The sequence below is a fragment of the Haloferax mediterranei ATCC 33500 genome, from assembly GCF_000306765.2.
Lineage (GTDB): Archaea > Halobacteriota > Halobacteria > Halobacteriales > Haloferacaceae > Haloferax > Haloferax mediterranei.
In genome coordinates this window covers 2,639,378-2,659,980 of sequence record NC_017941.2, presented here as the reverse complement: position 1 = coordinate 2,659,980, position 20,603 = coordinate 2,639,378, and the positions used below count along the sequence as shown (strand labels likewise).

Genomic DNA, 20,603 nt, shown 5'->3' with positions numbered 1-20,603 from the left:
TACATTTCAGCCCAACTGTATATGGACCGTCGCTTCAGTCGTCCGCCGGTGCCGCCCCACTTGTCCCACCCACTGCCGACTCCGGAACCACTCCATCGTCGCTCCACCCGCGAATCTCGTAGTATTCTGACAGTGCGTGTTCGAATCCGGGGAGGTCGTACGGGAGCCTATCGTCGTCACGGTCGAAGCCGCGCTGGTTGTTGAAGTGGCGTTCGAGGGTGACGATGCGATTTCCGACGTCCTGAAGGCGGTCGTAGGTCGTGTCCAACAGCGTGGCCAGCGTCTCCTCGTCGAGGAAGTCCCGCGAGAACTTACAGACGACGCCGCTGTCGAGGACGGCGTTGTGATTTTCTTTCTTCACGAGGAGTTCGGGCTTGCCGTCGAGACCGTGCGGTTCGACCGCTTTCGACTTCTCCACGTAGGGGTACTCCAGCGCGTAGAACGAGGCGTACATGTGGTCCGCGCCGCGGTTCGCCGTGGCGAAGGAGAGACCCTGTCCGTGGAGATGGCGACCGTCGTGGGCCGGGAAGTCCATGCCTTTGACCGTCCAATCGTGGACGCCGAGTTCCTCGTGTGCGCGGTGGGTCCCTTCCGCGAGCAGGTCGCCGATGCCCTCGCGGTAGCCGATTTGCTCGACGAGTTCGTGAATCAGGTCGACGTTGCCGAACTCGTCTTCGGCCATCAGGTACGCCGCGATGGTGTCGCCACAGGAGATGGTATCCATGCCGAGGCGGTCACACAGGTCGTTGGATTTCATCACCTCGACGATGTCGTCGACGGCGCAGTTCGACCCGAAGGCCATCATCGTCTCGAACTCCGGCCCCTCGGTTTCGATGTCTGCCGCCTCGTCTTTGGTCGGGAGTTTGCACGCGAAGGCGCACTGCGAGCAGGTCCCTTTCTTGTACTTCTTCGATTCGACGGCGTCGCCGTTGATTCCCTCGACACCCTCGAACTCACGTTCTGAAAAGTACCGCGTCGGCAACGCCTCGACTTCGTTCGCGTAGTCGGTACCGGCGTTCGTTCCCTGTCGCTTCATCGCGTGGTCCGAGGTGGCGGCTTTGCGGTGGACATCCATCGCCTCGCTCGGGAACTCGATTTCGACGTCGGGCGCGTCGTCGCCCTCGAAGGTGACGACTTTGAGGTTCTTCGAACCCATCACAGCCCCGAGACCGCCGCGACCGAACGCCCGCGTTTCGGTCGTCATCACGGCCGCAAAGCGGACTTCGTTTTCGCCCGCCGGTCCGATGCAGATGAGTTGTTCCGCGTCGAGGTCCCACTCCGTGTCTGCGTACTCGGTAACGGCAGGGACCTCTTCCCCTTCCAAGTCCGGGACGGGTTCGAACTCGACGCCATCGGGTCGGACGTGGACCGCAAGGAGTTCGTCGGCCGCGCCGGTGAATTCGACTGCGCCGTAGCCCGTCCCGACGAGGTTCCGCGAGAGAAAACCTCCGGCGTTCGACGAGACAAGCCCGTCGGTTAGCGGTGAGACGCCGGTCAGACTGGTCCGGCCGGTGAAGCTCATCCGAGACTGTTGCATCGGCCCGGCGGCGAGGACCAACCGATTTTCCGGACCGAGTGGAGAGGCGTCGAACGGGACGCGGTCGTAGACGAGTTTCGTCCCGACGCCTCGACCCCCGAGGTACGATTCGAGTACGTCGTCGATGTCGGTCGTCCCGACTGTCCACGCCGTGAGGTCGACCGAGCACAGTGGGCCCTCCGCGTGTCGCATAGTTATGTTTCGGTCACCAGCCGAATAATGATTCGTATGTTCACAATGGACATGGAATTCGACGCCACATTATATAAACCAAATATACTGTGGTCTTTACTGACACCTTCTGTAATATTGTTATCCGTAATGAATGTATATGCTGCTTCCGTCACGTTCATACTGTACAGCCAGAGAATAGCGGACGATGAATCTCACGACGACTGTACTGACGGGGGTTTTCGCGCTGCTCGCGGCCGTTGGCGTCGCGTCGTCGGGCGTTGTTCCGAGTCCCGACCTCGGCGCACCTGTCTGGTACGTACTCGTCGCCATCACCGTCGGCTACTGGACCGTCTTCCTGCGGTGGGCACGGAGCTAAGGTCCGAAAACGAGGGTGGGTACGGTTAGTTCGGGTGGACGAACGTTTCGGCGTTGCGAACGGCGTCCCGCTCACCGATGATGGTGATGCGGTCTCCCTCTTGGAGTGTGAACTCCGCGTTGGGGACGGTCGTGTCGCCGTTTCGGGAGATGAGCGTGATGAGACACCCGTCGGGGAGTTCGGGACCGACCTCGCGGATGGTCCGACCGATGAGTTCCTCAGCCGTGACTTCGACCTCCTGAACGTCGCCGGACCGACCGATTTCGCCCATCCAGTTGGACATCGTCGGTCGCTCGATGTAGTTGTCCATCGCCTGTGCGGTAGCCATGGTCGACGAGATAGTTCGGACACCGAGTTCTTCGAACGCCTCGACGTTGTCGGGGTTGTTCGCCCGCGCGAGGACACTCTCGGGGTCGAACTTCGAGTTCGACAGTTGCGAGACGAGCAGATTCACGTCGTCGTCACCGGTCGCGGCGACCACGACTTTGGCGTTATCCGCCCCCGCCGACCGAAGGACATCCGTGTCGGTTCCATCACCGTGATGGACGGTAAAGCCCTTGTTTCGGGCGGTCTGGACTACTTCCAGGTCCTGTTCGATGAGGACCACGTTCTCTCCACGGTCTGCGAGGCGTTCGGCGAGCGCACGGCCCACCTTTCCGCCTCCGATGATAAGTACACGCATTGGGATGACATCGAGGTATTCTGCAATCTGCCGAGCGAGCCCTGCTTCGAAGACGACGGTCGTGAGGATGACCAAGAAGACCGTCCCGACGAGAATCGAGGCGCTCTGGTTCAGCATGACGGCCTGCTGTGTCGCCCCCTGAGCGGCGAGCTCTGTCGCCTTCTCGCGGAATGCGATGGCGAACAGCGTCGCAACCGACGCGGGGATGATACCGCGCGGGCCGACGAAGCTCATAAAGAGCTTCTCTTCTCTGGTGAATCGGTCGCCTCTCGCCGAGATGAAGACCAGAAGCGGCCGGATGATGAGGGCGACCGCGACGACGACCGCGATGCCGCCGACGCCGAGGCTGAGAAGGTTCTCGAACTCCAGCAACGCCGCGAGGGCGATGAAGACGAACGAGAGGACGAGCAGCGTAATGTCGCCTTTGAACGCCGAAATCTCCTCTTCGTACGGAACCTCGGCGTTCCCGAGCAGGATACCGGCGGTCGCCACGGCGGCGATACCCGCTTCGGTGGCGACGAAGTCGGCGGCCGCGTAGGATACGAGCGCCCCTGCGAGAGTGAGTAGTCGCGCGTTCTGCGGCGCGTTTCCGGGCGAGAGGTCGACGTACCGAAGCACGTAGTACAGCGCCGCCGCGACGATACCCCCGACGACGACGCCGACGCCGAGTCGCTCGGCGAACAGCGTCACGAGCGCGTTGGGACTACTGACGCCTTCGAGGATAGCCTCGAAGATGACGACGGCGACGATGGCAGCCGTCACGTCGTTGACAATCCCTTCGGTGTCGAGTGCCGCCCCGACCCGGTCACGGACGGGGACGACTTCGAGAATCGGGGCAATGACCGTTGGCCCGGTTGCGACGAGCAACGCTCCGACGAGGAACGAGACCGCCCACGGCGCGTCGAGCGCGTAGTGGACGACGACACTCGTTCCGATGAACGAAATTACCGCACCGAGCGTGACGAGGCGGAACGTCGCCGACGGTGCCTCCCGGAGCTTATCGATTCGAAGGTGGAACGCCCCTTCGAACACGATGATAGCGACCGAGAGACCGACGATGGCCTGTAGTGCGTTCCCGAACGAATCGGGAGAGATGACGCCGAGAACCTCGGGGCCGAGTAGGATACCCGACGCGATGAGGAACACGACGCTCGGGACCTGAAACCGGTCCGAAAGCACCTGCGAGACCACGCCGATGCCGATGATTGCGGCGACGAGCGGGATGAGATTCGCCCCTCCAGCTGCGGCCACTTATATCGCCTCCATAGATTCGGTTCATGTGACGACGGAAGATAAAACCATACATCTCGGACGGCATTTCCGCCGTTTTACGGAAACGTATGTTCAGAATATTTCGAAAAAAGTTTATCCTGTTATATTCTATCGCTCCGCTGTTTGTCTGCCGCTCCGTTGCTCTTCTGTCCGTTGATTGGCCTCGTCGTAGATGAGGTCGACCTCGTCGGCATAGCGGTCGAGAATGTTTCGACGCTTCTTTTTCATCGTCGGCGTCATGAGGTCGTTACCTTCGGAGAACTCTTCGGGGACGATTCGGAACTGTTTGATTCGCTCGTACGACTCGAAGTTCTCGTTTGCTTTCTCGACTTCCTCCTCGATGCGCTCGTACACCCGGTCGTCGCGACAGATGTCTTTGGGGTCTTCGGGGAGGTCGATTCCCTGCTCGTCGGCCCACGCATGTAGGCCGTCGAAACTTGGGACGATGAGCGCGGAGATGAACTTCCGGCCGTCCCCGAGAACCATGCACTGTTCGACCACTGTCGACGAAGCGAAGGCGTCTTCGATGGGTCCAGGAGGGACGTTCTTCCCCGTCGAAAGCACGAGAATCTGTTTGGCACGCTCGCGGAAGGCGATGTACCCGTCTGGCCGGCGTTCGACTACGTCGCCGGTCCGGAACCAGCGGTTGCCCTCGTCGTCTTCGACGAAGGCCTCCTCGGTTTCTTCGGGGCGGTTCCAGTATCCCGGGGTGACGTTCGGCCCGCGAACGAGTAGTTCCCCGACTTCGCCACCCGCATCACCAAGCTGGTCGCCGACGACCGTCTTGTCGAGTTTTATTTCAACCTCCCGAAGCGGGTAGCCGATAGTCCCGATTTTCGGCGCTTCCGGTGGATTGACCGTGATGACAGGCGAGGTCTCGGTGAGTCCATAGCCCTCGAATATCGGTAGTCCCATGGCGTGATACAGTGCACAGAGTTCCGCCGAGAGGCTTCCACCGCCGCTGATGAAGAACTCGATGTTGCCACCGAGGGCTTCACGCACCTGGTCGAAGACGAGGCGGTCAGCGACTCTGTGTTTCGCACTGAGAAGATAGCCGGGCGAGTCCGTCGTGTGGTATTCCTGTCCGACGTCGACGGCCCATTCGAAAATGCGCTTTTTGACCGGTGATTCGCTCGCCTGCGCACGAATCGCGTCGTAGAGCTTTTCGTACACGCGCGGGACGCTCGTCCCGGCGGTCGGCTGGACGAGTTGGAAGTCCTCGCGCAAGGTGTCCGGACTCTCGGCGTAGGCGACGGTCGCACCCGCAGCGAACATCATGAAGTGACCGGCCATGCGCTCCAAGACGTGTGCCAAGGGGAGGAACGACAGCGACACGGAGTCGGGGCTGACAGCGGGTGCGTCGCTCTTGTTCGGACGCGGCCCGAACCGTCGATAACTCTCGTTGACGTTCGACCGAAAGTTCCAGTGGGTGAGTTGGGCACCCTTTGGCTGTCCCGTGGTTCCGGAGGTGTAAATGAGGCTGGCAAGGTCGTCGGGGTCGCGCGCATCCAACCACGATTCGTACTCCGCTTCGTCGAACACCTCCTCGCCGTGGCGATGTACTTCACCGAGCGTCAGAATGTCGTCGCGGTCGTCGTAGCCCTCGTACTCGTCGATGACGACGATAAACCGTAAGTCGAGGTCGTCTTCGACGGCCAGTACGCGCTCTAAGAGTTCCTGATTCTCGACGACGACGGCGTTTGCACCGGGGTCCGACAGGAGATACCGAACCTGCCGCTCCGACGACGACGTGTAGACCGTGGTGACGACACCGCCAGCACCGAGGACGGCGAAGTCGGTCTGTGCCCACTCCATGCGTGTGTGTGCGAAGATGCCCACTCGGTCACCCGTCTCCATTCCGAGGTCACGGAACCCCGCGGCGAGGTTCCGGACGATATCTCGCATCTTCTCGTAGGTCACGTCGCTGAACACGCCGTTGGGTGCCGCCGGTACGACACCCTCGCCGACGAGTGAGCGCTCGTAGATACCACCTTTGTACTGCTGTGCGATTCGTGAGGCGTTCCGCGCTGCGCTCTCTTCGAACATTCGTGGGAGGGTCGTTCGAGCGATAACGGGGTCGTCGAAAGTCGCCTCTGCGTCCCGCCAGTCCATATCCTGTTAGTACAGATTCAACATTTAAAACTATGTACGTTCGTACAATTGAAAGCCCGACGTATCACGGGAAAACGCAGATACAGGGCCGCTAGGCGTCTCGCCTGCGGGTCGCTACTCGTCGTCTTCGATGTAGTCGAGGTAGCCGAGTACGCCTCGCACGTTCAATCGTTCTTCGTCCTGAGCCTTCCGCACGCCCCAAACCTCGTCCATCTCGGTGTTTTCTACGAAGTGCGTGATGACCGCCTCGTCATCGTCGAGTTCCTCGCGCTTCTGTCGGATGGCTTCGACCCACTCCACGAGAACGCGCTTGTACTCCGCTGCGAGGTCATCGTCGTACGGTCTCGACCCGAAGTGGCCGAAGCAGATGGTTTCGGGGTCGATGTCCTCGATGGTTCGCACGTCGTCGAGCGCCTTTTCGAGGTGGAACTGCGAGGGCGGCGAGGTCTGGAGCAGCGTCCGCGACCGCGGTTCCCAGATTCCGAGCGCGTCGCCCGTGAATAGCAGGTCGTCGCGGTCGTCGTGATACATCACCTGATGCGGTGCGTGGCCGGGCGCGTGGTGCACCGTGAGCGTCCGGTCGCCGAGGTCGATTTCGTCGCCGTCGGTGAGCGACTCCACCCGGTCTTCGTCGATTGGGAGTGGTTCGTCGTAGAAGCGCCACTGGTCTTCGACGGCGGCTTTCGTGCCCGCAACGAGACGCGAGGGGTCCACGAGGTGCGGTGCGCCGATTTCGTGGGTCATGAGGGTCGCATCGGGGTAGCGCTCGGCGAGGTAGCCCGCGCCGCCCGCGTGGTCGAGGTGGACGTGCGTCGGCAGAATGTACGCGAGGTCGTCCACGCCGAGTTCGTCGAGCATTCCGAACACGTGCTCTCTGTCGGCCGCGATGCCGGTATCGATGAGCGCCGGCTTTTCCGCGTCGATGAGATAGACAGAACCGTAGTGTTCGACTTCGTACATTCCGGTATCGACGTAGTACACGTCCGTGCTGTTCGGAACGGCTTCGACATCGCCAATGGCCATAGTTGAGGGCCGTCTCCGGGGAGCAAAAGCGTTCGGCCATCGCCATCCGCTCCGACTCTCAGTTTACGACCGAGAGACGAAACGCCCGACACCCGCCCGATACCCGCTCGACATCCGCTCGGTACCCGCTCGACGCCAGCCGGTGGGACAAAATATCAAATAAATATAAATATTTTAGTTCTGTTTCTTTAAACCCGGTCAGTAGTGGCAATCGAACTACACTCTCTCACGAAACGGTACGGCGATATCTGTGCAGTGGAGGATGTCAGTCTCACTGTCGAGCAAGGCGAAGTGTTCGGCTTTCTCGGCCCGAACGGTGCCGGAAAATCAACGACTATCAATATCCTTCTCGACTTCGTGCGGCCGACAGCCGGGCGTGCCTCTATCTTCGGTATCGACCCGCAGGAAGACCCGCGTGCCGCTCGTGAACGCCTCGGCGTGCTCTCGGAAGCGACCGGCTTCTACGAACGCGATACCGCCCGCGAGCATCTCGAATTCGCAATCGCGATGAAGCGCGCGGACGACGACCCGCAGGCGTTGCTCGAACGAGTCGGCATCGCGGACGCCGGCGACAGGGCTGTCGGGGGCTTTTCGAAAGGCATGCGTCAGCGCCTCGGCTTGGCGATTGCGCTCGTCGGCGAACCGGACCTCATCATCCTCGACGAACCCCTCGGCGGTCTCGACCCGACCGGCGCCCAGACCTTCCGCAACATCATCCGAGAAGAGCGCGACCGCGGCGCGGCAGTCTTCTTTTCGAGTCACATCATGGACCAAGTCGAGGCTATCTGCGACCGCGTCGGTATCATGAACGACGGCCGTCTCGTCGCGGTCGATACGGTCGAAGCGCTCCGGACGATGCCGGAGGTCCCGTTCGAGCTATCGGTCACGCTCGATACGGTTCCAGACCGTATACAGGACGACTTGCTGTGTCTCGACGGCGTCGAAGCGGTCTCGACGAATGACGACGTCCTGCGTGTCGGTTGCGCCGACGCGAGTGCGAAAGCCGACGTTATCACGCTCCTCGACGACACCGAAGCGGCGATACTCGACGTCAGGACCGGTGAACCGTCGTTAGAACAGGTCTTCATGGAGACGGCAGTCGAGGGTCCGTGCGCATGAAGCGGGTTCTCTTGCTCGCACGGCACGACTTCGGTCACGCGCTCCGGGACCGACTGGTCTGGGGTGCGGTGATTCTGCTCGGACTGATGTACTTGCCGAGTGCAGGCTCTATCGCGGCGAGCGGTCACAGGCCGATTGCCGAGTACACCCTTCTCATCCCGTACGAGTTGCAGACGTACACGTTAGTCGTCGTCGCGGCTGTCGGTTACAACTCCGTCGTCGGTGAGCGAACGGCCAAAACGATGAAGCTTATCTTCGGTCTGCCCAGTACGCGTCGTGACCTGCTTCTCGCAAAGGTGCTGTCGCGGGTCGTAATCTCTCTCGTAGCGACCGCGACGATACTCGTAATCGGGAATTTCTTGCTCGCTCAAGGATACGGACGGCCGTATCTGCTCCCGTACTGGACGATTGGCGCGTGGATGCTCCTGTACGTCGTCGTCTGGACTGCGGTCACCGTCGGCTATTCAGCGGCCTTCGATTCGGCGTATCGAACGTTACTCGCAATCGCCGGGTCCTTCTTTCTTTTCTCGCCTGATTACTCCGTGTGGGGGTCCACGTTCCGTCCCGCGTTCACGTTTATCTTCACCGGTTCTTTGTCCACGGCCTCGTACGAGGTATTGGCCGAAATGCCGCTGTGGTACCGTGTTACCGAGCGGTTCAACCCGCTACTCGCCTTCTGGAAGGCCGCGAGTTGGTCGGTTCGCGTGGTCGGCCCCGGAACGCCTTCGGGTGATTTCGGCGAAACCCTCGCGTTGAACCTCTTCGGGACGCTCGTGTTTCTCGGATTCGGCGCGGTCCCGCTCCTGTTCGGTTATCGTCGCCTCACTCGAAGGGATCTCGGTGACGACTCGTCGTCGGGACAGACGCGTCTCCGCCGATACGTTGGCCGCGTGACGAAGCCAGCGAGACAACTGCTACGACCCACTCGGTGGAGCGACTCGCGCTTGTGGGTACTTTTGGTTCAGGACGTTCGACAACTGTTCCGGAACCGGTTGGTACTTGGCGGTATCGCCGTGACGGCGTTGTTTGTACTCCCTGGTATCTCACAGTCGATAGACCCGTCCTCTGCGTTCGGCCCAAGAGAACAGGTGGCTGATATCAGTGGTGCGTTCTCTTTTGCCCCGTTAGTGCTGGGAGCGCTATTCGGATATCGAGCCATCGTCGGCGAGCGAGCGGAGAAAACGCTCCGTGTCGTTCTTGGCAACTCGGCGACTCGTCGGGACGTTTTCGTCGCCAAAGCCGTCTCTCGATTGACCACGGCGGTTCTTGTTTTGCTTCCGCTGTTCGTTTTCGCTGAACTACTCGTGCTTGTTCGATTCGGCCATAGCTACCCTGTGTTATTCCTCACCGTGGTCGGGAGTGTTACCACGCTCACGCTCCTTTGGACTACAATCTCACTTGGGTTTTCCGCGGCCACCTCGTCACCATACCGTTCGATTGCGGGCACTGCTACGACGTTTCTGTTTTTTTTGCTGTTCTGGGGGGACGTGGTAAGGCCAGTAATCGGAGCTCTCACTGGGACCGATACTAGGGGTCTTCATGTTGGTATGACAACACCGCCAGCCCAATTCATCAACCACCTGAGCCCGCTCCGAGCGCACACAACGCTCGGACGAATGCTGTTCCCTCTACAGATTCCTGATGACCCCGTTCCAGGGTCTGTCCCGCTTTTCGTCTTTAGCGCGGTCGTCGTTCTAACAGCGACGACGCTCCCGCTGTACCTCGGCTATCGCCGGTTCGAGCGGGTGGACCTGTAACCGCTTGTAACCTACTCTTCGGGGTGGCGGGTACCCCCGGGTTCTGTTTTTCGCCGTACTGTACCATCCCCCGGTGATGCGATACGATTTTCCCGCCCGCCCGGGAATCACTGACCAATGATTGACAGGCAACTGCTCCGCGACGAACCGGAGCGAGTCCGCGACGCGCTCGCGGCCCGAAACATGGAGGGCGTGGATGTCGACCACATCATCGACGTGTACGACGAGTGGCGTACGCTGAAAGCCGAGGGAGACGACCTCCGACACGAGCGAAACGAGGTCAGCCAAAAAATCGGCCAGCTAAAGCAGGAGGGCAAAGACGAGGAAGCCCAGGCGGCCATCGACCGCTCGGGTGAACTCAAAGAAGAACTACAGGAACTCGAAGACCGCGCCGACGAACTCGAAGCGGAACTCGACGAAGCGCTTCTCGAACTCCCCAACATCCCGAACGAGTCGGTCCCGGTCGGTGCAGACGAGTCGGACAACGAGGAGATTCGCCGCGTCGGCTTCGACGACCTGCGCGACCTCCCCGACGAGGTGACGCCGCACTACGACCTCGGCGAGGAACTCGACATCATCGACGAGGCGCGCGCGGCGAAGACGACCGGGTCGGGCTTCTACTTCCTCAAGGGCGAGGGCGCGATGCTCGAACACGCGCTCATCCAGTTCATGCTGGACGTGCACCGCGAACAGGACTACGTGGACCTCTTCCCGCCGGTTCCGGTCAAGACGACCTCGATGGTCGGCACCGGCCAACTTCCGAAGTTCGCCGAGGACGCCTATCGCATTGGCGGGTCGGAGACCGAGAACTACGAGGACGACGACCTGTGGCTCTGCCCGACGGCGGAGGTGCCGGTCACGAACATGTACCGCGACGAAATCCTCCTGAAGGACGACCTCCCGCTGAAGCATCAGGCGTACACGCCGAACTTCCGACGCGAGGCTGGCGAACACGGGACCGAAACCCGCGGTATCGTCCGCGTCCACCAGTTCAACAAGGTCGAACTCGTCAACTTCGTCGAACCCGACGAGTCGTACGACCGACTGGAAGCCCTCGTCGACGAGGCGGCAGAAGTGCTCGACCGACTCGGCCTGCCGTACCGCGTGCTCTCGCTCTGTACCGGTGACCTCACCTTCGCGTCGGCGAAGACGTACGACCTCGAAGTCTGGGCACCGGGCACCGAGTCGGACGACGCTCCGGAACTGGGCGGTCGCTGGCTCGAAGTCTCGTCGGCCTCGAACTTCGAGGACTTCCAGGCGCGCCGAGCCGGGCTTCGCTACCGCCCCGAGCGCCACGAGTCGGCCGAGTATCTCCACACGCTCAACGCGTCGGGGACGGCCGTCGGCCGAATCATGGTCGCGCTGCTCGAATACTACCAGAACGAGGACGGCACGGTCGACGTGCCCGAAGTCCTCCAGCCCTACATGGGCGGCCGCGAAGTCATCGAGGGTCACGAGCCGGTCGGTGAATCGGCAGTCGGCGCGGGCAAGAAGGACTGACGCGTTCGTTTCTCTATTCTCTTTTGTGTGGCGACTGCGCTCAGTTCGGCGGGCGCGTGAACGTCTTCAACTCGGCGAGCTTTCCGTCCCGCGCTCGAAACCGGTCGAGGAAGACGAATATCTCGCTTCCGCCACTGTCTTCGAGGTGACCGCGGACGACGACTTCGTCGTCGGATTTCGACTGGATGTAGCGGTCGATGACGTGCCTCGTATCCGTCTGCGGCCGACCGTCGCGCATGAACGAAACGAACTCCTCGCGCCCGTCGAGTCGCATGTCCTCGCGCTGCTGGACGAACCCGGGGTCGAGGAGGTTCCGAAGCATGTCGTATCCATGGTGGTCGATTGCCGTGTAATACTGTCGAGCCAGATACGTTGCGTCGGGATGCACGGTTCCCCTTCGTCGGCCGGGCGGAAGAATCCGCCGCCCGCGCCGTCGGCACGCTCGGATAGACCCTGTACCGACCCCACTGTCTCGTTCGGGACGCTTTTCTCCGGGAGTCGCGTACCGCCGATGTGGACCTGCACGTTCGATACGAGGGTGACGACGACCCGAAGAAGTGCACGGCGAAAAAGCTCGAACGGTTCGAGATGGCGACCCTCCACGGCACGGACCGGGCGACACCCTACGGCGTCGTGCTCAATCCCCACGCCGAGCGGGCGCTCTCGCCTGCTGACAAGGACACGGGCGCGCTCGTCGCGCTCGACTGCTCGTGGGAGTCCGCCGAGGAGGCGATGTTTTCGCTTCCCGGTGAGCATCGCGCGCTCCCGTATCTCGTCGCCGCCAACCCCGTGAATTTCGGTCGTCCGATGCAACTGACGACCGTCGAGGCACTGGCCGCCGCGCTCGTCATCTTCGGCGAGAAGCCGCACGCCGAGGAAATTCTCTCGAAATTCAACTGGGGTCACACCTTCCTCGAACTCAACGAGGAACCGCTGCGGCGCTACAGCGAGTGCGAGAATTCGACCGAGGTCGTCGAAGTTCAGCGCGAGTACCTCGAACGCGGCGAATAGCTGGGATTCGAACGTTCTCAACCTTTCACCCACGCACCGACTGCCCCGGCGATGGCGCTGTCGATGGCGAAGATGAGCGTCAAGACGATACCGACGACGAAGACGCCGACGCCGCCGAGGAGACTACCGAGCGGTCCGCCCGCGAGTCCCACGAGTCCGCCGAGGAGCGCTGCAAGCAGGGTGACGGCGATACCGGACAGCGACCCGGCGACCAGTCCGTTCCACGCGCCGTTGCCGAGCGTGCCACCGGCGAGATAGCCCGCCGCGAACCCGCCGACGAGGCCCGCTCCGATTTGCCCGATAATTGGGATTGACAGCCCGCCGGTGCCGATGACGAGGATGATGACGAAGCCGACGGCGACCGCTTTCCAGTCTGTCATGTGCTGAGGTTCATCGTCTTCGGGTAAGAACCTCGTGGCGAACCGTGCGGGTGACAAGCACGCTTAATTCAGCGTTCGAGGCGCCAAGCCCCAAACGAACGCGCTTTTACGCCTCGACCGTGTAGCGGGTTGCAATGATTTTCGAGTCTCTCCCGACCACGCCCCGGTCGGACGAACTCATCGACAAGGCCTTTTCGCGGGCCGCGCGCACGGGGCGAGCGAAGCAGAACAAGTTGGAGGCTCAGCAGTCGATGCTTCAGACGGCGTCGAACATCCTCTCGGACAACCTCGAAAACGTCGTCGTCGAGTGGCCCGACTTCGAGACGGTCGACCCGTTCTACTACGAACTCGCCGACGCAATCGTCGATGTCGACGAGGTTCGAAAGAGCCTCTCGGAGATTATGTGGGCCTCGCGGCAGATTGACGAGATTGCTCGCGAGTACCAGCCGAAACTCCGCAAAACCGACGCCGACCTCGCTCGCAAGCACCGAAAACAGGCGTTTGCCCGTATGGCAAACATCACCGAGGAGGTCGAAGACGACCTGCTCCGAATCGGCGAGGCCCGCGACGCACTGAAGAACCTCCCCGACATCCGCCCGGACGAACCGGCAATCGTCGTCGCCGGCTATCCGAACGTCGGGAAGTCCTCGTTCGTCAACGACGTGACCCGCGCATCGAACGAAATCGCGCGCTACCCCTTCACGACGAAGGGCGTCCAAATCGGCCATTTCGACCGCGAGCGCATCCGGTACCAGATTATCGACACGCCGGGGCTGCTCGACCGTCCCGAAGACGAGCGAAACGATATCGAGAAACAGGCCGTCAGCGCCCTCGAACACCTCGCGGACGCCGTCATCTTCGTCGCCGACGCCAGCGCGGAGTGCGGCTACCCCATCGAATCGCAACTCGAACTCCGAGACGCGGTGCAAGCCCGATTCGAGGAACGTGACATTCCGGTCCTCACCGTCTGCAACAAGAGCGACCGCTCGACCGACATGGAGGCAGACCTCTACATGAGCGTCGAGACGGGTGAAAACGTCGATGCAGTCCTCGACGCCGCGGCCGACGCCATCGGGTTCGAACCCGACATCCCGCCGTCGCGAAACGAGTAACTGCTCGGCTTTTGGTCTGTTTTCTACTGTTGAAAGAGTGACGCGGAGCGGGGAGTGTGTGACTGAACTCAGCGTGTAGCGACTGATGTGAGGAGTCGAGTAGTCCGAGGTAGGGGGGTTGGGTTCGGAAGCGGGGAGGGTCGAAGCGGGAGCGGGGGTGGGGAGGGCCGAAGGCAGGCGTTGGGAGTGTGTGGACCGAAGGGGGAGGGTGCGGGGTGGCCTGAATGCGGTGGAGGGCCGATTGGAGGGCGGTCAGCGGGTGTTCGCGTGATACTGCTCGTTACTCGGCCGTGTAGACGACCTCAACCGTCGCCGAGACGGTTACGGGACCGGGTGTGAGTTCAGTTGGTGCTCCGGAAGTCGTGCGGGCGTCTTCGAAGGCGACTGGGTACGGACCGGGCGAGTTGCTCCCGCCGACGGTGGCGGTCTGGACGCCCGTGACAGTGAGGTCGGATGCGGTGGCGACGTCGTCAGCGTCCGCCTTTGCCGATTCGACGGCCTTCGTCAGGGCTTCACTGCGGAGTTCGGCGCGCGTCTCGTCGGTGAGCGTGAAGCGCACGTTCTGGACCTCGCTGGCTCCGGCACCGACGGCGAGGTCGATGACTTCACCGGCACGGTCGGGGGCGACTTCGACGCTCAGCGTGTGGACAGCGCGGTAGCCGACTAGTTCGCGTTTTTCACCGCCGTGGTCGTATTCGGGACGGATAGTGAAGCCGGTCGTTTGGATGTCGTCCTCGGCGATACCGGCGTCAGTGAGGGCGGTGCGAACAGCTGAAACGTTGTCAGCGACCGTCCCGCGCGCCTCGTCGGCGGAGTCTGCGGTGTGGGTCACCGCGATGTTGACGACGGCGAGGTCGGCGTCGGCGGTGACCTCACCAGTTCCGGTCGCGGAGATGGTCGTCGCATTTGTGCTGTTTGCGCTCTCTCCAGGTGCCGCCTGTAACGGTGACAGACACCCTGCGAGGAGTACGAGTCCCACGAGGAGTAGTGGGGCGATGATGCGTCGTTGCATACTTGCTGAAACGTCTGCGATGCTATTCAAGTCGCGCTAAAGACAAAGAGCGACTGTACCCTTTAGTGAAAACTACTGAATCCCTGACTGTGTAGCGGTGTGATACTCGACGATAGCGGTCTATTCGCAACGACGATGACTCGGTGACAGCGGCCGATTCGCAACGACGATGACTCGGTGACAGCGGCCGATTCGTCGACGGCGACCTACTCTGCGACGGCGACGTAGCGAACCTCGACCGCAATCCGGTCTGTCCCCCACGGTGAAAGCGGGTCAGGTGCGACCGCATTCACTCGTTGTGTGAGTTCATCTTTTACTTCCGGTGGGTCGGACCACGGGTCGTACCCGACCGTAACGACGACTCTGGCGGGTTCCTGTAACGGTCCGCTATCGTACCGGACGTCCATCGATAGCAGTTGCGCGTCGGTGTCTGCGAGCACGCCTTCGATGGCTTCCTGTGCATCGCTCTGGAATCCCGCGTTTCGGTACGTCGTGTACGTGACCGTCCCGAGGAACGACGAGAGGACGAGCAGTCCAATCCCGATGATTGCAATACGGTACAGGGCGGCCCGACGGGCCTCGTCGCGTCGAATCCAGTGTTCCGGGCGGTAGCCCTGTTGCCAGAGCACGCCGATTGCCACGAAATTGATAGAGAGGATGTTCACGAGGACGAGAATCGCAGAGCCGACGACCGCCTCGGGTGACCCCCACGCGATTCCAATCCCGACCACGGCTGTCGGCGGAATCAACGCGGCGGCAATCATGACGCCGACGAGCGCCGTCGAGACGCCCGACGATAGCGAAATCGCACCCGCTGCACCGGCCCCGAGAGCGATAACCAACGAGAGCACGTCCGGTGCGAGGCGTTCGTCTACTTCGGGAACTGAGAGGACTTCCGCGGTTGAAAGCGGGACTGCACCCGATTCCCTGAGGAGAAGCGCGAACAGGGCCGCCGACCCGACGGCGAGGACACCGCCGAACACTTGGAGTCGAATCCCGCGGGCGAACATCTGGTCGTCGTCGACGACGGTGCCGACGCTTGCCGACATCGCGGGCCCGACGAGCGGGGCGATAACCATCGACCCGACGACCACTGCGGGTGAGTCGAGGAGCAACCCGGCGGTGGCGACGACCGCCGAGATAATCGTCATGATGACGAACGTCGGCACCGACGGGGCCAGACTGGCGGCTTTCGACGCCAACTCCTCCCGAGCGATTCTATCGCCGTTTTCATCCTCCTCCTCGTACTCTTTCTGTAGCTTGTCGAACCGCTTCGACGCAACGGTCTCGGCGGCGACAACGACGGTGTAGGCGTCGCGTTCGACACCCGCGTCTCGCAAGCGCGCCAGCACTGGCTCGACCGCTTCCTTCGGGACCGGGAAGGTGACGACGGCGACGAAGTCGCGCCCGGACGTCTCCTCGGAGACGGCGTAGTCGACACCCTCCTCGTCAAGTGTCCGAAGGACCGCTTTGCGCTTGCCGGTCGGCACCATCACCTGTACGAGTCGCACGGCCTCACGTCACTCCGGACAGCCAAATAAGCAGGGGCTATTCGGCGTCCCGCTTGTCCCGAAGCCGCTGCAACACGGGCATCTCTTCGAGTCGCTCGGCCGAAAGCGCCGACCAGTCGATTCCTTCCGGTCGCGGATACGGCGTTTCGGTTCGAACCGTCCGCTCGGGCGTGACGACGAGGTCCATCGGCACGTCGTGGGAATCCGGCTCCGGGAGGTCGTCGCGGACTTGCAGTTCGTGAACCGTCGTTGCGATGGTCGTCTCGTCGTCGACCGCCCCGAGGCCCTGCAACACCGCGTATTCGAGGTCGCTGAACCCTTCGCCTTTGCCGATTCGGACACCCTGCTCGGAGACGACGACCGACCCGGAGACCACGAAATCGATTGCCGGCAGTTCGTCCGGGGCGACCTGCTCGGCGTAGCTTTCGACGTGTGAAACGGTCGGCGCGCTATCGAGGTTGTCGTCGTCGATGCGGGCGGGGTCGAGTTCGTAGAAACACCGCTCGTCGCGGAGTCGCGGGACGGCCATGTAGACGACTTTACCTTCGCGGAGGGCGCGCCGCCTGACCGGGAGTTGTGGGGCATCAGGATTGGCCTTGATTGCGGTCGCGTCTGCCCATTCGGGCGTCCCGGCGAGCCTATCGGCCGCTGCCCGTGCGTCGGCGAAGTTGGGAATGCGACCGTGTGGCGGGAAGGGAAAGCGGGCTTCGCCCGATGATTCGAGTTCGTCCCAGACCGTGTCTCGGAGTGCTGCTTTGTCCATCGGTCTCGTCTTCAGTATCTCAGACGGGGTGAATAGCTTCCCCGTCTTGGTTGGTTCACCCCCGTAGTCTGACTTTCACTCCCGCGAAACGATTTTGCAATATCTGTCCGAACGTATGCGTATGTTCGTCCGAACTGCGAGAGCGGCCGACGTATCGGACATCGCCCATATCTGCGCCGAAGGGTGGCGCGACGCGGCGGCGAATATCGTCGCACCGACCGAAGTCGGGTCGGTCGTCGACGCGCGGTTCAGCGAGTCACGTCTCCACCGAGAAGTGCGTAAGGCGGACGACATACATGGGTGGGTCGTCGCTGTCGAGGACGGCGAAGTCGTCGCGGCTGGCGGCGGTGGCATGACGGACAAACGCCGCGGTGAGGTGTTTTCGCTCCACACGCACCCGGATGTGCGGGGGTCGGGTGCCGGCACTGCGCTCCTCCGGACGATGACGGCGAAACACGTCGTCAGCGGTGCGCGCGAGCAGTGGGCGTCCTGTCTCGACGGCGACGAAGACACGCTTTCGTTCTATCGGGCACGAGGGTTCGATGTCGCCGACTCGCAACCACACGACGACCTTCCGGCGGCGACGCTCAAACTCGTCAGACGCATCTGAGTTCTCCTTCGTCGCTCTCCAGCGATTGACCGAGCCAAGCACCTACCGCGTCGCTTCCGTCCCGCTTATCTGTCGTGATGGCGAACCCCGGGTATGTTCGAAGACCGACCGAACCGCGACGAAATCGTCCTCGTCGGGCGGTCGAACGTGGGCAAGTCGACCCTGATGCGAGAGTTGACTGGTCACAGCAAGTTCACGACGGGAAAGAAACCCGGCGTCACGCGCAAACCCAACCATTTCGACTGGACCTCGGAGAAATTCATGTTCACCGACCTTCCTGGGTTCGGGTTCATGTCGGGCGTCAACAGCGACACCCGCGAGGCCATCAAGACCGATATCGTCCAGTATATCGAGGAGAACGCCGACGATATCCTCGCGGCAGTTCTCGTCGTCGATGGCAAGAGCGTCATCGACATTATCGACCGCCACACCACAGACGAGTCGATTCCGCACGACGTGGAGATGTTCTACTTCCTCGACGAACTCGACATTCCGACCGTCGTCGCCGTGAACAAGATGGACAAAGTCGACGACCGCGACGAGCGCCTGAACGACCTCTGTGACCGTCTCGGTCTCTTCCCGCCGTGGAAGCAGTGGCGGAACGTCATCGCCCCGATTACCGCCAAGCGAGGCGACATCACGAACCTCGAAGAGGCACTCCGGTCGCATCTCCACGAACAGGGTCGCGACGACCTGTTCAAGTTCCTCTAGCGGTTCTCGCGGAGTTCTTTCCGTCTCCCTCGCTCGCCCGGTGATTACACCACGCGATTTGTGAGTTCGTCTCCGGTAGCTATCTTCTCGATATTCTCACGGATGAGTGCGGCAACGTCCTCGTGGTACTTGCTCGTCGCGGCACTGACGTGCGGTGTGATGAGCACGTCCTCGAAATCCCACAACGGCGAGTCTTCCGGGAGCGGTTCCTCGGAGAACACGTCGAGTGCTGCGCCCGCGATGTCGCCCGAGTCGAGTGCCGCGACAAGGTCCGACTCGACGACGACCGGTCCGCGAGCGACGTTCACGAGAGAGGCGTCTTCGCGCATCGTTTCGAACTCCGGCGCGGCGACCATTCCTTCGGTTTCGTCCGTCAGCGGCGTCGCTAAGACGACGAACCGAGCATCTGCGATGGCCTCGTGCAATCGGTCGGGCGTGTAGACCGTCGAGACGTTGTCGACCGGGTCGCCCGAGCGGCGGACGCCGACGACCTCCATACCGAGGGCGGCCGCGCGGTCGACGACCCCCCGACCGAGCGTGCCGAGACCGACGACACAGACGCGCTCTCCCGCGAGGGTGAACGGCTCTTCGTAGCGCGGCAGGTCCCACGCGTGGTCGTGCTGGGCGTCGCGGTAGGCGTGGAGACGGCGGGCGAACGTCAGCATGTACCCTGCGACCGTCTCGCCGACGGTCGTGCCGTGTATTCCAGTACTGTTGGTGAGATACGTCCCCGCTTCTTCGTAGACACCGACGGGGAACTCGTCGTATCCGGCGCGAATGCAGTGGACCCAGTCCGCATCGAGAAAGGCGTCTCTGTGGCCGAACGAGGCCACCGCGTCGCCCGGCCCGAACTGTTCGTCCTCGCCGGCGAATTCGACGGGCACGCCGAGGTCGGACAGTGCCTCGATGAATCGCTGTGGCGGCATTGCGCGACCGACCGATTCGTCCACCGCGAGACGTTCGATATGCATGGGTGCGTGTCACACCGATGGACGAAGGAACTTGTGCCGGCGGCGTCGGTGACCGGTTCTCACCGCGGAACTCCGCCCCTCGAAATGACGCTACGCCGTCTCCGACCACGGCAGCGGAAGCACCGTGTCAGTCCCCGGGTGCGCCGCGCGCCACTCGCCCCATGTCGTTACCGTCGATGGAAGAATACGCATTCGTTCGCCCGACTGCGGCCCGCAGATGGCCTTCGCCAAGAGTTGACTCCAGTAGCTTCCGGTCGCTTCGTCGTAGAGGACGAGATTCCCCGAATTTCGAACGTCGGCGTCGCCGGACGACGCGGACGCGCCGAACGCCCGGCCCTCCTGCACGCTGGCGAACCCGTAGATTTCGGGCGGTTGCCAGAGGTGTCCGGAAACCTGAAAGCGCGTTTCCTCGCCGTCGACGCGGCGCTCCGCGACCATTCCGGACTGACAAATCGGACAGTAGGTCACGAGTACCGGGTCGCCGCCGAGGGTGTCGTTGACGACTTCGTGCCACCAGAGAATCGAAAGCGGATACGCGCGGGCCGTGCCCCCGCGTTCGATACCAATCACGTAGCCGTCGTCGTCGAGACCCGGTCCAACCTCGTAGCCGAGGCGGTACTTCTCGGCGATGTTCCGGCCCTCCCAATCCGGAGCAACTGCTGGTTCGAGAATCGCCTCGATACCGACGAACGGGTTCGGCGGGTCGCCACAGACGGTTCCAGGAAAGCCGTGTTTGACCACCGGGTCGGGGTTTTCGGGCGCGGGAAAGCCCGCTATCGGCGGTCGGATATTCCCGCCGGTACAGCCCGCGAGTCCGGCAGTTGCGGCCGAGAGAACGCCGAGAAATGCCCGTCGGTCCATGCGGTATCTGGGGTCGCGGAGGCTGAAACCGCACTGGGGTTGTGTGTCAGTGTCGCACGGATTAGGGATAGGAACGATGTATCTCAGCAATCAATCGTCGTTAGAAGGG

At 62.1% G+C, this 20,603-nt stretch carries 19 protein-coding genes; 8 read left to right on the top strand and 11 right to left on the bottom strand.

Annotated elements, in window-relative coordinates; genetic code table 11:
* Positions 1-34: 34 nt before the first annotated feature.
* A complete protein-coding gene (locus HFX_RS13455) occupies positions 35-1,729 on the bottom strand; it encodes an aldehyde ferredoxin oxidoreductase family protein (protein WP_004059346.1) in 1,695 nt (564 codons plus the stop codon).
* A 187-nt stretch (positions 1,730-1,916) separates the two neighbouring features.
* Here HFX_RS13455 and HFX_RS20080 point away from each other — a divergent pair, with 187 nt between their 5' ends.
* Positions 1,917-2,087, top strand: coding sequence for a hypothetical protein (locus tag HFX_RS20080; RefSeq protein WP_169330957.1), 171 nt, complete (start codon positions 1,917-1,919; stop codon positions 2,085-2,087).
* Positions 2,088-2,112: 25 nt separating this feature from the next.
* Here the strand turns inward: HFX_RS20080 and HFX_RS13450 are convergent, their stop codons facing one another.
* From HFX_RS13450 to HFX_RS13440, 3 genes are all read right to left on the bottom strand, one after another.
* Positions 2,113-4,020, bottom strand: a complete 1,908-nt coding sequence (locus HFX_RS13450) for a cation:proton antiporter domain-containing protein (protein ID WP_004059347.1) — start codon at positions 4,018-4,020, stop codon at positions 2,113-2,115.
* Positions 4,021-4,149: 129 nt separating this feature from the next.
* Positions 4,150-6,153 carry an AMP-dependent synthetase/ligase gene (locus tag HFX_RS13445; RefSeq protein WP_004059348.1) on the bottom strand — a complete coding sequence of 668 codons (2,004 nt, stop codon included), beginning with the start codon at positions 6,151-6,153 and terminating at the stop codon, positions 4,150-4,152.
* Between the two features lie 114 nt (positions 6,154-6,267).
* The gene (locus HFX_RS13440) at positions 6,268-7,176 is read right to left on the bottom strand and encodes an MBL fold metallo-hydrolase (RefSeq protein ID WP_004059349.1); all 909 of its coding nucleotides are present in this window, start codon (positions 7,174-7,176) and stop codon (positions 6,268-6,270) included.
* Positions 7,177-7,380: 204 nt separating this feature from the next.
* Between HFX_RS13440 and HFX_RS13435 the strand changes: the two genes are divergently transcribed.
* From HFX_RS13435 to serS, 3 genes are all read left to right on the top strand, one after another.
* Entirely contained in the window at positions 7,381-8,295 is a 915-nt protein-coding gene (locus HFX_RS13435) for an ABC transporter ATP-binding protein (protein ID WP_004059350.1), read from the top strand.
* On the top strand, positions 8,292-10,052 hold the full coding sequence (locus HFX_RS13430) for an ABC transporter permease subunit (protein ID WP_004059351.1): 1,761 nt from the start codon (positions 8,292-8,294) through the stop codon (positions 10,050-10,052). Before HFX_RS13435 ends, HFX_RS13430 begins: the two co-directional genes overlap by 4 nt.
* 117 nt (positions 10,053-10,169) lie before the next feature.
* Positions 10,170-11,552, top strand: coding sequence for a serine--tRNA ligase (gene serS / locus HFX_RS13425; RefSeq protein ID WP_004059352.1), 1,383 nt, complete (start codon positions 10,170-10,172; stop codon positions 11,550-11,552).
* A gap of 40 nt (positions 11,553-11,592) precedes the next feature.
* Here serS and HFX_RS13420 read toward each other — a convergent pair whose 3' ends face one another.
* Positions 11,593-11,940, bottom strand: a complete 348-nt coding sequence (locus tag HFX_RS13420; RefSeq protein WP_014732406.1) for a nuclear transport factor 2 family protein — start codon at positions 11,938-11,940, stop codon at positions 11,593-11,595.
* Positions 11,941-12,065: 125 nt separating this feature from the next.
* Between HFX_RS13420 and HFX_RS13415 the strand changes: the two genes are divergently transcribed.
* The gene (locus HFX_RS13415) at positions 12,066-12,563 is read left to right on the top strand and encodes a DUF367 family protein (protein ID WP_004059354.1); all 498 of its coding nucleotides are present in this window, start codon (positions 12,066-12,068) and stop codon (positions 12,561-12,563) included.
* Between the two features lie 17 nt (positions 12,564-12,580).
* Here the strand turns inward: HFX_RS13415 and HFX_RS13410 are convergent, their stop codons facing one another.
* Positions 12,581-12,943: a DUF5518 domain-containing protein gene (locus HFX_RS13410; protein WP_004059355.1), complete on the bottom strand. Its 363-nt coding sequence runs from the start codon at positions 12,941-12,943 to the stop codon at positions 12,581-12,583.
* A gap of 134 nt (positions 12,944-13,077) precedes the next feature.
* Here HFX_RS13410 and HFX_RS13405 point away from each other — a divergent pair, with 134 nt between their 5' ends.
* Positions 13,078-14,055: an NOG1 family protein gene (locus HFX_RS13405; protein ID WP_004059356.1), complete on the top strand. Its 978-nt coding sequence runs from the start codon at positions 13,078-13,080 to the stop codon at positions 14,053-14,055.
* Positions 14,056-14,335: 280 nt separating this feature from the next.
* On the opposite strand, the gene HFX_RS13400 is transcribed toward HFX_RS13405, so the two are convergent.
* From HFX_RS13400 to HFX_RS13390, 3 genes are all read right to left on the bottom strand, one after another.
* Positions 14,336-15,067 (bottom strand): SIMPL domain-containing protein, encoded by a 732-nt coding sequence (locus HFX_RS13400; RefSeq protein ID WP_004059357.1) that lies wholly within the window; start codon positions 15,065-15,067, stop codon positions 14,336-14,338.
* 206 nt (positions 15,068-15,273) lie between these two features.
* On the bottom strand, positions 15,274-16,578 hold the full coding sequence (locus tag HFX_RS13395; RefSeq protein WP_014732407.1) for a TIGR00341 family protein: 1,305 nt from the start codon (positions 16,576-16,578) through the stop codon (positions 15,274-15,276).
* Between the two features lie 37 nt (positions 16,579-16,615).
* Entirely contained in the window at positions 16,616-17,341 is a 726-nt protein-coding gene (locus HFX_RS13390) for a 5-formyltetrahydrofolate cyclo-ligase (protein WP_004059359.1), read from the bottom strand.
* A gap of 121 nt (positions 17,342-17,462) precedes the next feature.
* On the opposite strand from HFX_RS13390, the gene HFX_RS13385 reads away from it, so the two are divergent.
* Both HFX_RS13385 and engB read left to right on the top strand, forming a co-directional pair.
* The gene (locus HFX_RS13385; protein ID WP_014732408.1) at positions 17,463-17,951 is read left to right on the top strand and encodes a GNAT family N-acetyltransferase; all 489 of its coding nucleotides are present in this window, start codon (positions 17,463-17,465) and stop codon (positions 17,949-17,951) included.
* A 93-nt stretch (positions 17,952-18,044) separates the two neighbouring features.
* Complete coding sequence (engB, locus tag HFX_RS13380; protein WP_004059361.1) at positions 18,045-18,662, top strand: GTP-binding protein EngB; 618 nt, start codon at positions 18,045-18,047, stop codon at positions 18,660-18,662.
* 44 nt (positions 18,663-18,706) lie between these two features.
* Here the strand turns inward: engB and ddh are convergent, their stop codons facing one another.
* Together ddh and HFX_RS13370 are read right to left on the bottom strand one after the other, a co-directional pair.
* Entirely contained in the window at positions 18,707-19,633 is a 927-nt protein-coding gene (ddh, locus tag HFX_RS13375; protein WP_004059362.1) for a D-2-hydroxyacid dehydrogenase, read from the bottom strand.
* 90 nt (positions 19,634-19,723) lie between these two features.
* Positions 19,724-20,494, bottom strand: coding sequence for a DUF3179 domain-containing (seleno)protein (locus tag HFX_RS13370; protein WP_004059363.1), 771 nt, complete (start codon positions 20,492-20,494; stop codon positions 19,724-19,726).
* Between the last annotated feature and the right edge of the window lie 109 nt (positions 20,495-20,603).

Bases quoted from the DNA above. Each gene is read 5' to 3' on its own strand.
- HFX_RS13455 (WP_004059346.1), bottom strand. From the start codon at position 1,729: ATGCGACACGCGGAGGGCCCACTGTGCTCGGTCGACCTCACGGCGTGG.
- HFX_RS20080 (WP_169330957.1), top strand. From the start codon at position 1,917: ATGAATCTCACGACGACTGTACTGACGGGGGTTTTCGCGCTGCTCGCG.
- HFX_RS13445 (WP_004059348.1), bottom strand. From the start codon at position 6,153: ATGGACTGGCGGGACGCAGAGGCGACTTTCGACGACCCCGTTATCGCT.
- HFX_RS13440 (WP_004059349.1), bottom strand. From the start codon at position 7,176: ATGGCCATTGGCGATGTCGAAGCCGTTCCGAACAGCACGGACGTGTAC.
- HFX_RS13430 (WP_004059351.1), top strand. From the start codon at position 8,292: ATGAAGCGGGTTCTCTTGCTCGCACGGCACGACTTCGGTCACGCGCTC.
- serS (WP_004059352.1), top strand. From the start codon at position 10,170: ATGATTGACAGGCAACTGCTCCGCGACGAACCGGAGCGAGTCCGCGAC.
- HFX_RS13410 (WP_004059355.1), bottom strand. From the start codon at position 12,943: ATGACAGACTGGAAAGCGGTCGCCGTCGGCTTCGTCATCATCCTCGTC.
- HFX_RS13405 (WP_004059356.1), top strand. From the start codon at position 13,078: ATGATTTTCGAGTCTCTCCCGACCACGCCCCGGTCGGACGAACTCATC.
- HFX_RS13400 (WP_004059357.1), bottom strand. From the start codon at position 15,067: ATGCAACGACGCATCATCGCCCCACTACTCCTCGTGGGACTCGTACTC.
- HFX_RS13390 (WP_004059359.1), bottom strand. From the start codon at position 17,341: ATGGACAAAGCAGCACTCCGAGACACGGTCTGGGACGAACTCGAATCA.
- HFX_RS13385 (WP_014732408.1), top strand. From the start codon at position 17,463: ATGTTCGTCCGAACTGCGAGAGCGGCCGACGTATCGGACATCGCCCAT.
- engB (WP_004059361.1), top strand. From the start codon at position 18,045: ATGTTCGAAGACCGACCGAACCGCGACGAAATCGTCCTCGTCGGGCGG.
- ddh (WP_004059362.1), bottom strand. From the start codon at position 19,633: ATGCATATCGAACGTCTCGCGGTGGACGAATCGGTCGGTCGCGCAATG.
- HFX_RS13370 (WP_004059363.1), bottom strand. From the start codon at position 20,494: ATGGACCGACGGGCATTTCTCGGCGTTCTCTCGGCCGCAACTGCCGGA.